We start from the raw sequence: 14,547 nt of genomic DNA, 5'->3' as shown, positions 1-14,547 counted from the left end.
GCCTGTGGTCGCAAGACCACTACCGCCGCAGTAAGATGACCTGGAACTACTACAGCCCCTAAGGTCAGGTAACAATGTCGATATTGGAGGAATATAACATGGCAATTGATACCATCACATCCGAAGCCATTGAGGTGATAAATCCGACGGGAAGGCGCATATTGCAACTGACGACAAACACGCGGCGGTCAGTGCATGGGTATTACGATCTACCCCCGTGGTCTCCCGTGGATGGACGCATTGCATTTAGCCGCATGGATGCACAGGATTCAAAAACAGGTGATATTTGTGTCATGGATGCCGATGGCGGCAATTTGCACAAAGTGGCCGAATCCCATGCGATGTCCTCCAATGGCGGCGCATTGGCGCAATGGGCGTCGGATGGATCGCGGATATATTTTAAGGATCGGGACCGCGAAACCCGTTTGATCGGATGGGTCGATCCAGACACCGGTATATCGGGCACGCATCCCGGAGACCTGCGGATGATTTCACCTGCTGGACACCTGCATGCCTATCACACCATGCATGGGGATTACGCCGAAGACGACGTGCCCAAAATGAAGGATGTACACGGTGTCTTCGCACAAGATTTAGAAACAGGGGAATCCAAACAACTCGCAACCCTCTCCGATTGCCTAACACTCCATCCCCGCCGAGACGAAATAGCCGACTGGCATTTGTTTGTCAAGCACACCAAATGGTCGCCCGATGGTTCTCGGATGATGTTTGTCTTCACCAACGAAATCCATTTTGACCGCAAATACGGCGAACTTCCCAGAGTAAAAGATTTGTACGTCATCAATGCCGACGGCTCCAATCTCAAGCGCGTAGGCGAATTTGGCAACCACCCCCTGTGGCATCCCAATGGTCGAGAAATATTGACCAACAGCCCGTTTGAAGGCTCGCCGGGCAATAAACTGGTATTGACCGATGTGGAAACCGGTGAAGAGCGTTTGGCTGCGACCTGTGCAAAGGGATCGGGACATCCCTCCTTTTCTCCAGATGGCAAATACATTGTCATAGATGTCGTGAACAACACGACAAAAGAAGCCAAATTCCTGCTCGTAGATGTCGAAACCGATACTATTGAAACACTATTGGAACTCTCAGTCTTCGACCACTCCCATGCCGGAACCCATCTACACCCGGTATGGCGGCAAGACAGCTCTCAGATTTTATACGCCAGCGATGCATCCGAAATTTGTCAGTTATGTGTGTATGACGTGTGAAGGAGAACCCCATGCCCGTAAAATCCGTTTACATGATGACCGATTTGGAAGGCTCAGCCGGAGTAGATGACTGGGACCCGAGACACCGGGATGATGCAACAACGGCAAAAGGCGTGTACGACCGCGCCGAGATGCAGCGATTGTTGACAGGTGAAGTCAACGCCGCAGCCGAAGGATTATTTGCAGCAGGTGTAGAAGAGATAATCATCAATGACGCGCATGGGGCGGGGCGCACGATCTTGTCAGAAGAATTCATCTCAGGTGTAAAACTCGTACAGGGCGTCAACCGTCCCTGCTGGCTGCCGGGATTATCGCCCAGATTTGACGCATTGATCCAATTGGGCATGCACGCGATGACCAACACGCCCAACGGATGTCTCGCACATTCAATGAGCCGCAGGATGATCTATCGCGTCAATGGTGCCGAAGTCGGCGAGATGGAAATGGCGGCTTATTTGTGTGGCCATCTGGGTATTCCCTGGGTCTTTACATCGGGCGATCTGCACGCATGTACCGAATCCCAACACTGGGTCAACAACATTGTCACAGCACCAGTAAAAGAAGGCCTGGGAGAATTATGTGCGCTCCACCTGGCGCCAGTAGATGCCCGCGCCCTCATCAAGACGCGCGTTCAAGAAGCCATGGAGCGCGTCGAAAATATTGAACCACTCATTGCAGAAAGCCCTGTGGTGATGGAAGTGACCTTCCCAGAACCCGGTCCTCCCTCATTAAAAGAAGGATGTGAGCGCGTGGATGCCTTTACCATTCGATGTACAGGCGAATCCTTCTGGCAGGTATTTCACCAATATTTTTATGGCAAACCCGATTTTCCAGTTCCCGTGTAATTTCTTCTCATTATAGGAGGATATATGAAAGTCAAAATAGAAAATCAATTTCGTGCGCCCTATGGCGTGCCAAACGGTCTGCAACTCACAAACGATGGTTTGTGGATTGTAGATCAGATGACTGATCGGGTGGCGTTGATGAGTATGAAAGATGAGGACAAAGACGATTATTACGGCAATCGCCGCCTGTTGAGAGACATCCCGTCGGAATCCTCAAACACCAGTGGCATGGCCGCAGGCGAAGGATCGCTGTGGTTGGCGGCCAATGGACCGGGGCAACGCTGGCGGCTGCCGCGCGAGACCGATGCGCCCCAGGGTGAAATATTGCGCGTGGATCCCTGTAGTGGAGAAACACAGGGTCGCTGGGCACTGCCCACGGGCGGCGGCACACACGGCGTGGAATACGACGCAATTGAACCGGGTACATTGTGGCTGACCACGTTAAAAGAACAGACCATTACGCAGATGCGCATTAAAGATTGGTCCGTCATCCGCACATTAAAACTACCCTTGCATCGCGCACACGGCGTCGTGCGAATGGAAGAAGATTCGATCTGGGTCGTTCATACAGGTGATCGGGTAATTGTAAATCTGGACCTGGCGACAAATGCAGAACTCGATCGCATAGAAGTGCCCGAACCACATCCCGAACCACACGGATTATCCATCTGCGACGGTGGATTTTTGTATTGCGATGCAACATCGGGGTGGGTTGCCAAAATTTCGTGGTGATGGGACACTCCTGTTATCTTCCAATTAGCCCCGGTCCTCCGGGGCTTTTCTTTCTCACAACTGAGGGACGTGATGAGTGATCGAGCAGTAATCGGCGTCGATGTGGGCACGGGCAGCGTGCGGGCAGGCGTATTTGACTTAGACGGCACCATGTTGGGTACAGCATCCTCGCCCATTCTGGAATTTAATCCCAAACCCGATTTTTACGAACAATCTTCGGAAAATATCTGGGCAGAAACCGGGAAAGTCGTTCGCCAGGCCATCGCCCAATCTGGCCTCTCGCTCGATGCAATAATCGGCATGAGTTTTGACGCAACCTGTTCTCTCGTCGTCCTGGATACTGCTGGACAGCCCCTGACCGTATCTGAAACGGGCGAAACCGAACGCAACATCATCGTATGGCGCGATCACCGCGCAATAGATCAGGTAAATCGCATCAATGCGGGTGGATATGATGTATTGCAATACGTCGGAGGCACGATGTCGCCCGAGCAAGAACCGCCAAAACTATTGTGGATCAAAGAAAACCTGCCCGAAACATGGCAAAAAGCGGGCAAATTTTTTGACCTGGCGGATTTTATGGTCTATAAAGCAACTGGTACCGACCGCCGCAGTTTGTGTACCAACGTGTGCAAATGGACCTATCTGGGCCATGAATCGCGCTGGGATCGCAACTTCTTTGACGCCATAGGTTTGGGCGATTTATTCGACAGCGGAAAAGTGACAGAAGATGTCGCACCCCTGGGCGAAAACGCGGGCACACTGAGTGCAGAAGCCGCCGATTTGATGGGATTGACAACGCAAACCGCCGTAGGGGTAGGCATCATCGATGCACATGCAGGGGGCATTGGCGTTGGGGTCAGCGAACCGATATTGGCATTGATCGGCGGCACCTCGTCGTGCCACATGGCAGTATCAAAAGACGCGCGATTTATCCCCGGCGTGTGGGGGCCTTACTACGGTGCGATGCTGCCTGGCTTGTGGCTCAGCGAAGGCGGGCAAAGTGCCACGGGCGCATTGTTGGACCACACCATCGAGCGATTTGGCATGGTCAAAGAAGAAGATCACTACTGGCATGTGCTCACCGGCAAAGAAATCAATGCCGTGTACGCCGAACTCAACGCGTACATTGCCGCAAAAGGCATGCGTTCAGATTGGACAGAACGGCTGCATATTTTGCCCGACCACCACGGCAACCGATCTCCCAAAGCCGACCCCAACGCACGGGGAATGATGGACGGCTTGACCCTGGATATGTCCTACAATACACTGGCACAAATTTATCACGCAACCATCCAGTCTGTAGCTTATGGCACGCGCAATATCATCGACGAAATGGAAAAACAGGGCTACGCAATCGAGCAGATCAATGCGTGTGGAGGCGGCACAAAAAACGAGTTGTGGATACGCGAACACGCCGACGCAACACAGCGACCCATTCATCTACCCAAAGAACCCGAAGCCGTACTATTGGGATCAGCAATCCTCGGTGCCGTCGCCGCAGGTGCGTATGCATCAATCCAGGAAGCGATGGGCGCAATGTGTCACGCGGGCGAGGTCATTGAACCCAATCGGGACACCGCAGATTATCACGCCTGGAAATACGAACAACAATTGACCATGTACGACCAGCATGTGAATCGACGCAACATCGACTGATTGGAAATTCGGTTGTGTTCCGCACAATATCGCATTAGCATGGAATTGTTACTTAACTGAAGGAGATAAAACGTGAAAATCGGATACGGCACTTATGCAATGCAAACGGAAAACATCTTCGACGCACTCCCGCGCCTGCGAGATATAGGTTACGAAGCCCTCGAAATCAACACGGGGGACGACTGGCCCACCGCCCCGCACAAACTCGACACTCCTTCCCGCGAAACACTCGCCACAACCATCCAGGACCTCGGCTTTGAATCCCCCGTCACAATGGCCCTGATGCCCATCTGCACACAGGGCAATGACCGCCCCGCCATCCTCGAAAAATTTGACAACGCCTGTATCCTCGCCAGCGACCTCGCCTTCGGAGACGCCCCTGGTATCATCGTCAGCACACTCGGCGGACTTCACGGCACCTGGGACGAAGTCAAACACACCTATTGCGATCAACTCATCGAATTGGGCGACCGCGCCGCCAAACACAACGTCATCCTCGCAACCGAACCCCATGCGGGCCACCCGCTCGACACACCCCAAAAAGTCGATTGGCTCATGCGGCAAACCAACCACGACAACGTCAAAGTCAATTTCGACATGAGCCACTTTTACGTTGACGGTATCGACCTCCAGCCGAGCGTTGACCTGTGCGCCCCCTACACCGTCTCCACCCACATCAAAGACGGCCATCGCGTCAACGGACAGGTGCGCTACCTTCTGCCTGGTGAAGGCGACTTCGACCTCGTCACCTACTTCAAAGCCGTCGCAGCCGCAGGCATCACCGCCCCAATCACCGTCGAAGTCACCGCACAAATCTGGAGACAACCCGACTACGACCCCTGGCCCGTCGCCGAACAATGCTTCAGAGCGCTCAATAACGCGCGAAAAGAAGCGGGTGTTGCATAGACAAATCAGAAATCAATCATGCCCTACAATATCCTCCTCATCCTGACCGATCAACAGCGCTGGGACTCGCTCGGTTGTTGCGGTGTAAGCGGTGTACACACCCCCAACCTCGACCGCCTCGCCAGTGAAGGCACGCGCTACGACCAGTGCTATGTCAACAACCCGATATGCACGCCCAGTCGCGCCAGCCTCTGGACCGGCAAACACCTGCCCGGCCACGGCGTCTATCGCCTGCACGATGTCTTACCCCAGGATGAAATCCTCTTTCCCCATCACCTGCGCGAAGCCGGCTACGACACCGCGCTATTTGGAAAACTCCACGTTGCCGGTCACATGTGGGAAATGCAATACCGCCACCGCTTCGACGGCTTCAACACCTACGAATGGGCGCCCGATCCCAATGGGTATCGCGGATGCGACACCGCGTACTTCCGCTGGCTTGCAGTACATCACCCCGACATCCTCCAGCGCTGGAAACGCGACGGCAATAGCATCGGCCATGTGCGTGCCGAAGCCCACTTCACCACCTGGGCCGCTGACCGCACCATCGACTATCTCCACCGCATGCAGGGCACACATCAACCCTTCTTCTGTTGCATGAGCGTCTTTGATCCGCACAGCCCCTATACGAATTATCCCAAAGAATACGCCGACTACCTCGACATCGATGCCCTGCCCGAACCCTTTGCCGTAGATGAATCCTTTGACCATCGTCCAATTGCACACTGGCGAGAGCACAACGGGCGATCTTTCCCCTCAACGGACACCCTGCGCGAAAGCCGCATCGGCTACCACGCGGCCATCACCCTCATCGACGAACAAATCGGGCGCGTCTTGCAAACACTCAACGACACGAACTTTGCGGACAACACCATCGTCATCTTTGCCAGCGACCACGGCGACATGCTCGGCGATCACGGCCTCACCGTCAAAGGCGCGTACATGTACGACGCCTGCACCCGGGTGCCCATGATCATCCGCGTACCAGGCACATCCGGCGGCCAAATCATCGACGCGCCCTGCCAACTCCACGACATTGCCGCAACCGCACTCGCCATCGCCGGATGCGAACAACCCCACCTCATGCCCGATGCATGCGACCTCCTGGACGTCAATGCCTTACAACAACGCGGCTATGCCGTCTGCATGCACCGCAACTCGAGCACCACGCGCGGGGGCTATCACAACCCGGAATTGCACATCACCATGTGGCGAGAAGACCGCTACAAACTCAGCATCTACCACGCGCCACAACCCGGACCCGACGATTGCCCCGGCGAACTCTTTGACATGGAAACAGACCCCAACGAAATGAACAACCTCTGGTTTGACGCCAATATGTCCGACACCCGCGACCAACTCATCCACAAACTCACGACTTTTCTCGTACAACAAGACGCACAGGGACGCGCGAGAGGTAGCGAAGCCCTGCCACCGTGATTTTGGAAAGATAGATCATGACAAAAACCATCATCATGCCCAAATACGGGCTTCAGCAAGACAACGGCACCGTCGTTGAATGGCGCGTCAATGAAGGCGACCGCGTCAACAAGGGCGACATCCTCCTCGATCTGGAAACAGACAAAGCCCTCTTTGAATACGAATCGCCCGAAAGCGGTTACGTCCGCAAACTCGTCGCCCAGAACGGCGAAGAAGTGCCAGTGCTCTCTGTCATTGCCATCATCACCGACGAAGCCGACGAAGCCATTGAAGACCTGACACCTGCCAGCGCTGACTCCCCTACAGAGGAACCGCGCCAGATAGCGGACACGCCAGAGCGAGAACCCGCGCTGGAATCCCCCACCCAGCGCATCAAACGATCTCCTGCCGCCCGTCGCCGCGCCCGCGAACTCAACATTGACCTCGCCGCCATCGCAGGCACGGGTCCCGGTGGCCGCATCGTACTCGCCGACGTCGAACTCGCGGCATCCGCGGCACCATCCTCCACCACATTATCGCGCATGCGTCAGGCCATTGGCAGAACCATGGCCTATAGCAAAAGCACCATTCCGCACTTCTACGTCGCCACTGAAATCGACATGACCGACGCGGAAACCTGGCGCAAAAATCTCGCTGAGACCGACGCCATCAAGCTCTCTGTCACCGACCTCTTTGTCAAAGCCGCCGCCGATGCCCTCACCCAATATCCGGCACTCAACGCCAGCCTTGACGGAGATACCTCCGTTATCGTACACGACACAGTCAACATCGGCCTCGCCGTTGGCACCGATGACGGCCTCGTCGTCCCGGTCATCCCAAATGCCGACCGGGCATTCCTCACCGACCTCGCCGACGAACGCGGCCAGCGCGTCGATGAAGCCCGACAGGGCAAATTGCGCGGCGATGCCAGTGCCACCTTCACCATCTCGAACCTGGGGATGTACGGCATCACATCCTTCACTGCCATTGTCAATCCCCCAGAAGCCGCCATATTAGCTGTCGGCGCAGCCATCGCGCGCGTTGTCCCCATCGGCGATACCATGACCATTGCCGTTCGCCAAATCGCAGAAGTCACGCTCTCCGCCGACCACCGCCTCGTCGATGGTGTAGTTGCCGCTCAATTTTTACAGGCACTAAAACAAAATCTTGAAGACACAGACAAATTGGAAAGCTGGTTGTAAAAAGGAGCCTTTATGTCCCTACCCTCTGAAATCCTGATCAAAATGTACCGCGCCATGCTCCGCATCCGCCGTTTTGAAGAACAAATATGGGAAGTTTATACCGGCGGCCTCATGCACGGACTGGCGCACCTCTACATCGGCGAAGAAGCCGTTGCCGTGGGCGTTTGCGCTGCACTGCGCGACGACGACTTCATCACCAGCACCCACCGCGGGCACGGGCACTGCGTTGCCAAAGGCGGGAACCTCGAAGCCATGATGGCCGAAGTGATGGGCCGCGTCACGGGCCACTGCCGCGGCAAAGGTGGATCCATGCACATCGCCGACATGTCCGTTGGCATCCTCGGCGCAAATGGTATTGTCGGTGGCGGATTTGGCATTGCCACAGGCGCCGCACTCTCAGCCCAAAAACGCGGCACCGACCAGGTTGCCGTCTGCTTCTTTGGCGACGGCGCTTCCAATCAGGGCATCTTCTTCGAAGTCATGAACTTCGCCGCAATATGGAAACTCCCGGTCATCTACGTCTGCGAAAACAACCACTACGGCGAATACACCCCCACCGGAAACGTCACCGCGGGCAAAAGCATCGCGGACCGCTCCCTCCCCTTCGGCATTCCCAGCACAACCGTAGATGGCAGCGACGCCATTGCAGTGTACGAAGCCACTGCCCAGGCCGTCGAACGCGCCAGAAAGGGCGACGGAGCCACACTCATCGAATGCGACACGTACCGCTATCGCGGGCACCACGTTGGCGACCCCGGAGAAGGCTATCGCTCAAAAGAAGAAATTGAATCATGGATGGCCAAAGACCCCATCCAGCAACTCCGCACAAAAATACTGGATGACAACATCGCCTCTGGAGCCGAACTCGATGCAGAAGAGCGCGAAGTCGAAAAAGAAATGGAAAACGCGCTCGAAGCAGCCAAAGCCGCGCCTTATCCCGATGTTGAGGAGGTCAATCAACATGTCTATGCGTGAAATGACTTATGGCGAAGCCGTCAAAGAAGCCATGGCCGAAGAAATGCGCCGCGATCCCACAGTATTTCTCATGGGCGAAGACGTCGGCAAAGCGGGCACGGTCTTCAAAGTACTCCTCGGTTTGCACGACGAATTTGGCGACGACCGCGTCATCGACACGCCCATTGCAGAAGCGGGTCTCGTCGGCCTCGGTGTTGGTGCTGCGCTTACTGGCTCGCGCCCCATTGTTGATATCATGTTTGGCGACTTCATCACCCTGGCAATGGACCAGATCGTAAACCAGGCCGCCAAACTGCGCTACATGTCCGGCGGTCAGGCCATCGTGCCCATCACCATCCGCTCCACCATGGGCGCAGGACGCTCCTCTGCCGCACAGCATTCACAAAGCTTACACGCCTGGCTCGCGCACATCCCCGGCCTCAAAGTCGCCATTCCCTCCACACCCGCCGACGCCAAGGGCCTCTTCAAAACCGCCGTTAGAGACGACAACCCCGTCGTCATTTACGAAGACAAAATGATGTACGCCCTAAAAGGCCTGGTACCCACCGAAGAAGACTACACCATACCCTTTGGACAGGCGCACATCAAACGCGAAGGCGACGACATCACCCTCATCGCCACATCGAGCATGGTACACGTCGCCCTCGAAGCAGCCGACACACTCGCCGAACAGGGCATCAGCGCCGAAGTCGTTGACCCGCGTACCCTCGTCCCCCTCGACAGAGAAACCCTCATCGAATCCGTAGTCAAAACCACCCGTGCCGTCATCATCGACGAAGGCTATAAAAGTTTTGGTATCACAGGGGAAATAGCCTCTATCGTCTATAACGGTGCCTTTGACTACATCGACGCGCCCATCGTCCGCCTCGGCGCAATGGACGTACCCGTACCGTTTAGCAAACCCCTCGAAGACGCCACAATCCCCACGCCCGAAGATGTGATCAAAGCCGTACAGGACATGAAAATCAGATAATAAAAAAAGCCCGACGATCTGCCGGGCTTTTGCATTGTACAATAAAAAAATGCCGAGAACGGGACTCGAACCCGTACGGGCGATTAGCCCAAGGGATTTTAAGTCCCTCGTGTCTACCAGTTCCACCATCTCGGCACTACATAAAAAAAATAGGTAAAGGTGTCCTGCTTGTCAAACGCACAATTTCTTTCTTTCAGGACTTACCCATCCACTCGTTCAGCCAACGCACAGGTGGCTGGCGTGCCATCTACCTCTGCAAACACTTTCCCAAATTCCTCCGGAGAAACCTGCCGCGTGTTCTCTCCACGATACTGAAATTGCAGTGCCCTGCGGCGGTGCGGACTGCGGTTTGGAGGCGTCTGATGGGGCAACATCGCCGAAAAGATCATCGCCCCTCCCGCCTTCATTTCCAGGGGAACCGCATCGCTATAATCCAACCGACCTTCCACAATCTGACAGTCATTCGTATGTACGTGTTTGAATGCCTCGCCCTTGTGCCTACCGGGCAACACATGCATGCACCCATTCTCCACCGTTGCGTCGTCCAGCGTAATCCACGCCGTAGCAACCGCCTCTAAGGGCAACCAGTCAAAATAGGCATTGTCCTGATGCCAGGGCTTTTCCGATCCGATAAACGGCGGCTTGGAAAGAGCCATCTCGTTTTTCAAAACCACCTTCTGTCCCAAAACGCGCGCCACAAATCCCTTGATACGCGGATGTTCGACCAGTGCTCGAAACGTGGGATGTGCCTGATGATACCCATGCAACTTGCGAAATTTAAGCTCGGCTTCGGCATTTGCCAATGAAAGAGGATCCTCAACACCTGACTCAAAGTGGATACCGAACTCGCCATCTAATTCCTGCACCTGAACGCCAGCATAGTTCCCCCCCGTCCCGGGTTTTTCTTCCCGCACCCGTGCCCGTCCCGCGCGTGCCTCGTCCATCAGCCATCCCGTGATCTCGCTCAAAGCTATCCGAGCGGCCTCGACCTCTTCGGCAGTCAACACATTTTCAAATGCGAGATACCCATCCCGGTGAAATTGCGCCACCAGGGCATCGTCCAGGACCTCTGGACAATCCGGTAAACGCGCTATCGACACAGACATCTTGCCCTCCTGCATTACAAAATATCAAACGCCGTTTCCAAATAAATCTAAAGTATTTCAACACAGTTGACAAGAGAATCGAAACAAGTAACCGGCCAATCCCATCGTCGAGATTGACCGGTTGATTTTTGGAGGTGCCGGGCGGATTCGAACCGCCGATAAAGGCTTTGCAGGCCTCTGCCTTACCGCTTGGCCACGGCACCCAATACGCTGAATTTAATCCGCGAAGCGTTAAAATACCGTACTTTATATCGAATGTCAAGGGGGGTCAATGCGCAGCCCAGTTAATACCACGCCGCTGGATCTCTTTCGCCTCTGGCACATCAAAATCCACGGCTTTGTGCCCCAGAGAAGAGTAAAACACCCGTCCTGAACCCCACATGCGTTTCCAAACCACCGGCATCACACAACCATTGACCCAGGGTGCCACATCGGTCTCAAAAGTCGTCGTCACCAGCACCTCATTGCCCGGATCGGTATGCATATAATACTGCTCGGAATGCATCGCAAAATCACTCAGCCCCGCCACAATCGGATCATCTGCTTTTTCCGGCACAATATTGACTTCATAATCAATCACCCCACCCGGATGCGACACCCATTGCCCGCCCGTCATCCACTGATAGCCCGTATTATTGCGAAACGCATCGCACATCCCACCGTGCCAGCCCGCCAGCCCAACACCGCTCTTAACCGCCCCTTGAAGCCCCTGTTCCTGTTCTCTTTCTATACTGCCCATCGTCCAACACGGCACAACAACACTCAGTTCCGACATGTAATCCGCATCCGTATAAACATCCATTGAATCGCGAACATCCACGTCAAACCCATCTGATTCCAGCAACGGTGCGAAAATATCCACGCATTCCTTTGGCTCGTGCCCTTGCCAACCACCCCATACCATCAAAGCTTTCCTGCTCATCTTCATCTCCTTATTTGAAAATCTATCAACCGCCCAGCGCAAAAGCCAGGCCTCGTTCTTTTGCTGTCTTCTTCAGATCATTTAACGTAACCACATTCAACGGTATGCCCTGCGTGCGATACTCCTTGCGCCGCAGGGCTTCGGGTTCACCAGGGGCAAATAGCCGATCCACCCCAGGCGCCCTTTTACAGGCGTGAATCTGCTGAATCGCACTGTCAACTCGCGCCTTGAATCGCGCCACATCTTCAAAAGCACCCACCCGAATAGCCGCCACAAAATGACCATCTTCACCTGCCTGTGGTCCATCTTCCATATTGCCCAATTCAGTGCCATAGCTCGCGCCGGACAACATAGAAGACAAAATCCCCATCACCAGGGCCAGCGCCACACCCTTAAATTGCCCAATCGGCATCAGCAGGCCATCTATCGCCTTTACGGGATTGGTCGTCGGCACCCCATCCGCATCCAGGGCCCACCCTTCTGGTAAAGTCAGCCCTTTTTGTTCATATACGCGAATCTTCCCATGCGCAGAGCCAGAAAACGCCGCGTCAAAAACAATGGGAAATTCCCCACCGGCGGGAATCGCGACACTCAAGGGATTGATACCCAGGATACGCTCAGCACCTCCCCACGGAGCCATTGTGGGCAAAGCATTGGTCGTCGCAACCCCAATCATATCGCAATCCAACGCCATACGCGCAAAATACCCCACGGCACCGCAGTGATTACTGCCCCGAATACCCGCGGCTGCTATACCAATATCCCGGGCGCGAACAATCACCTGCTGCATCGCAAACGCCGTCCCAATCTGCCCCATAGAATTGCCCCCATCCACCACCAGACACGCCCCATTATCCTTCACCACCTCGGGTTTGCCATTTGGATCCACGCCATCAACCGTCAACTTCCTCACGTATTCGGGAACGCGCAATACCCCGTGCGAATGCACGCCGCCGAGGTCGGCATCCACCAGCGAATTCGCCAACAGATGTGCATCCCCTTCACCCATCTCACACGTCTCAAAAATCCCCTGCACCAGATCCAATAGTGCCCCAGCAGCCACACGCCTTTCATTCTCCATTGCACTATCCCTCAAAAATCTCTCTAAATTTTTGGGGTACGGGTCTGATCCTCCGATTGCTATAATCGAGAAACACAATACCCGTTTTTGCCCGCGCCACTTCTCGTCCATCGGATTTTGCACGCAAAAGATAAAACAAATCACATCCCGTGCGCGAAAAATTGCACACCGCCACATCGCCAACAAGTGCCTCGCCGTAAAAAGCCTCGCTCCGAAAAACAATCACAGCGTCAATCATCAAAATACCCACACCATCCACATCCAACTCCGTAAAACCGTACTCTGCAAACAAACGCGCACGCACCTCGTGACACAAAGACAACACCGCATCGTTGCCCAGATGCCCACCGTAATTGATATCAGAAACTCTCAACGAAATTTCAGTTGTAAAAATAAACTCATCGGGTAATACCAGCTTCACCCTGCCCATCTGCCCTCCAAATGCACGAATCAACGGATCGGTGTATGAAGGCGAGTAAATCGAGCATGACTGATTCAGGTCCGTTCATCAACACACCGACCGTAGCCCCCATTCTCTTAATTCCTGATTCCTGATTTTTAATTTTTAATTCGTCCCACATGCCGGTCTTCGTATATTCCCTTTAGAAACTTTTCGGGATTGAGTTCTTCTGGCAAATAATGCCATGCCGTACTATAGCGCGTGCGATTGCTGTGGTTATCGTAAGCACCGTGCAGGAGATTGGCGGAAAACAGAACAACCGTACCAGCGGGAATGACCAGATCCACAGCCTGTGATTCATCGACCTTTGTCCAACGGCCGTGTCTGCCTATATTTTTGTGGTGCTCGAAAATCGCACCCATCCGGTGGCTACCGGGCACTACCCGCAAACACCCATTCTCCAGATCGGAATCTTCCAGATAAATCCCGCAACTGATAATGCGATCCGTATCGGTCCCAAAATAAAAATTATCCTGATGCCAGCCCGTTGACGTACCGCCATTGGGCAACTTCGGAAAAAACTTGGTGCCAAACACATCGATATTTTCACCAATTAATACTGCCACGCGGTCTAAAATCATCGGCTCACGCGCCAGTTCCAACACGCGGGCATCGACCACGCAAACACCCTGAATTTTGTGCAACAAACCCGCCCGGGGTTCACCGCGCTCGTCCAACTCGAGCGTCCAGTGCGGTGCCTCCTCGGTCAATTTGCACCCCTCTGCGACCAATTCATCAAACACCTGCTTGTAACAGGCCAATCGCTCGCCTTGTATCAGGGCTGCAAAAACGAGATAGCCATCTTCTCTAAACTGCCGCATCTGTTCGTCAGTAAGCATTAAAACCTCCCGTTGGCTACTTCGGTGGCGCGAAGGCGACGAGCCCGGCGTCCGATCCGGTGCCCGTCGCGATGACGACGAACTGCCGCCCGACCTCGACGCGGCAGGTCATGATGTACTTGTGGGTGTTTCACCTTGGCTGCTGCAGATTGTGCCCGACGCCGCACCATACAACAGGACCAGCTACAGGCTTGCC

At 54.6% G+C, this 14,547-nt stretch carries 14 protein-coding genes and 2 tRNA genes; 9 read left to right on the top strand and 7 right to left on the bottom strand.

The annotated features are described in order from the left end of the window. Positions 1-98: 98 nt before the first annotated feature. The 9 genes from OXG87_21695 (at position 99) to OXG87_21655 (ending at position 9,943) form a co-directional block, all read left to right on the top strand. Entirely contained in the window at positions 99-1,232 is a 1,134-nt protein-coding gene (locus tag OXG87_21695; protein ID MCY3872169.1) for a hypothetical protein, read from the top strand. An 11-nt stretch (positions 1,233-1,243) separates the two neighbouring features. Then, positions 1,244-2,077, top strand: a complete 834-nt coding sequence (locus OXG87_21690; protein MCY3872168.1) for a M55 family metallopeptidase — start codon at positions 1,244-1,246, stop codon at positions 2,075-2,077. 24 nt (positions 2,078-2,101) lie between these two features. Then, entirely contained in the window at positions 2,102-2,809 is a 708-nt protein-coding gene (locus OXG87_21685) for a hypothetical protein (GenBank protein ID MCY3872167.1), read from the top strand. Positions 2,810-2,881: 72 nt separating this feature from the next. Further along, positions 2,882-4,468 (top strand): FGGY-family carbohydrate kinase, encoded by a 1,587-nt coding sequence (locus OXG87_21680; GenBank protein MCY3872166.1) that lies wholly within the window; start codon positions 2,882-2,884, stop codon positions 4,466-4,468. A 72-nt stretch (positions 4,469-4,540) separates the two neighbouring features. Further along, positions 4,541-5,374: a sugar phosphate isomerase/epimerase gene (locus OXG87_21675; protein MCY3872165.1), complete on the top strand. Its 834-nt coding sequence runs from the start codon at positions 4,541-4,543 to the stop codon at positions 5,372-5,374. Positions 5,375-5,392: 18 nt separating this feature from the next. Next, positions 5,393-6,814, top strand: a complete 1,422-nt coding sequence (locus OXG87_21670) for a sulfatase-like hydrolase/transferase (GenBank protein MCY3872164.1) — start codon at positions 5,393-5,395, stop codon at positions 6,812-6,814. 17 nt (positions 6,815-6,831) lie between these two features. Then, entirely contained in the window at positions 6,832-7,995 is a 1,164-nt protein-coding gene (locus OXG87_21665; protein ID MCY3872163.1) for a dihydrolipoamide acetyltransferase family protein, read from the top strand. Positions 7,996-8,007: 12 nt separating this feature from the next. Further along, on the top strand, positions 8,008-8,970 hold the full coding sequence (locus OXG87_21660; GenBank protein ID MCY3872162.1) for a thiamine pyrophosphate-dependent dehydrogenase E1 component subunit alpha: 963 nt from the start codon (positions 8,008-8,010) through the stop codon (positions 8,968-8,970). Beyond that, the gene (locus OXG87_21655) at positions 8,963-9,943 is read left to right on the top strand and encodes an alpha-ketoacid dehydrogenase subunit beta (GenBank protein ID MCY3872161.1); all 981 of its coding nucleotides are present in this window, start codon (positions 8,963-8,965) and stop codon (positions 9,941-9,943) included. The genes OXG87_21660 and OXG87_21655 overlap by 8 nt, the downstream gene beginning before the upstream one ends. A 50-nt stretch (positions 9,944-9,993) precedes the next feature. Here OXG87_21655 and OXG87_21650 read toward each other — a convergent pair. The 7 genes from OXG87_21650 to OXG87_21620 all read right to left on the bottom strand — a co-directional run bounded on the left by OXG87_21650 (position 9,994) and on the right by OXG87_21620 (position 14,351). Next, positions 9,994-10,078: transfer RNA gene (locus OXG87_21650), tRNA-Leu, on the bottom strand. Positions 10,079-10,143: 65 nt separating this feature from the next. Next, complete coding sequence (locus tag OXG87_21645; GenBank protein ID MCY3872160.1) at positions 10,144-11,049, bottom strand: phytanoyl-CoA dioxygenase family protein; 906 nt, start codon at positions 11,047-11,049, stop codon at positions 10,144-10,146. Between the two features lie 129 nt (positions 11,050-11,178). Continuing rightward, positions 11,179-11,252: transfer RNA gene (locus OXG87_21640), tRNA-Cys, on the bottom strand. 65 nt (positions 11,253-11,317) lie between these two features. Then, complete coding sequence (locus OXG87_21635; protein ID MCY3872159.1) at positions 11,318-11,971, bottom strand: ThuA domain-containing protein; 654 nt, start codon at positions 11,969-11,971, stop codon at positions 11,318-11,320. 25 nt (positions 11,972-11,996) lie between these two features. After that, positions 11,997-13,052, bottom strand: coding sequence for an Ldh family oxidoreductase (locus OXG87_21630; protein MCY3872158.1), 1,056 nt, complete (start codon positions 13,050-13,052; stop codon positions 11,997-11,999). Between the two features lie 4 nt (positions 13,053-13,056). Continuing rightward, positions 13,057-13,482, bottom strand: coding sequence for a thioesterase family protein (locus OXG87_21625; GenBank protein ID MCY3872157.1), 426 nt, complete (start codon positions 13,480-13,482; stop codon positions 13,057-13,059). Positions 13,483-13,610: 128 nt separating this feature from the next. Continuing rightward, the gene (locus OXG87_21620) at positions 13,611-14,351 is read right to left on the bottom strand and encodes a phytanoyl-CoA dioxygenase family protein (GenBank protein ID MCY3872156.1); all 741 of its coding nucleotides are present in this window, start codon (positions 14,349-14,351) and stop codon (positions 13,611-13,613) included. Positions 14,352-14,547 lie beyond the last annotated feature (196 nt).

The sequence above is a fragment of the Gemmatimonadota bacterium genome, assembly GCA_026706845.1.
Classification (GTDB): domain Bacteria; phylum Latescibacterota; class UBA2968; order UBA2968; family UBA2968; genus VXRD01.
Note: the sequence above shows the minus strand (reverse complement) of the source record. Positions and strands in the feature narration are given on the sequence as shown.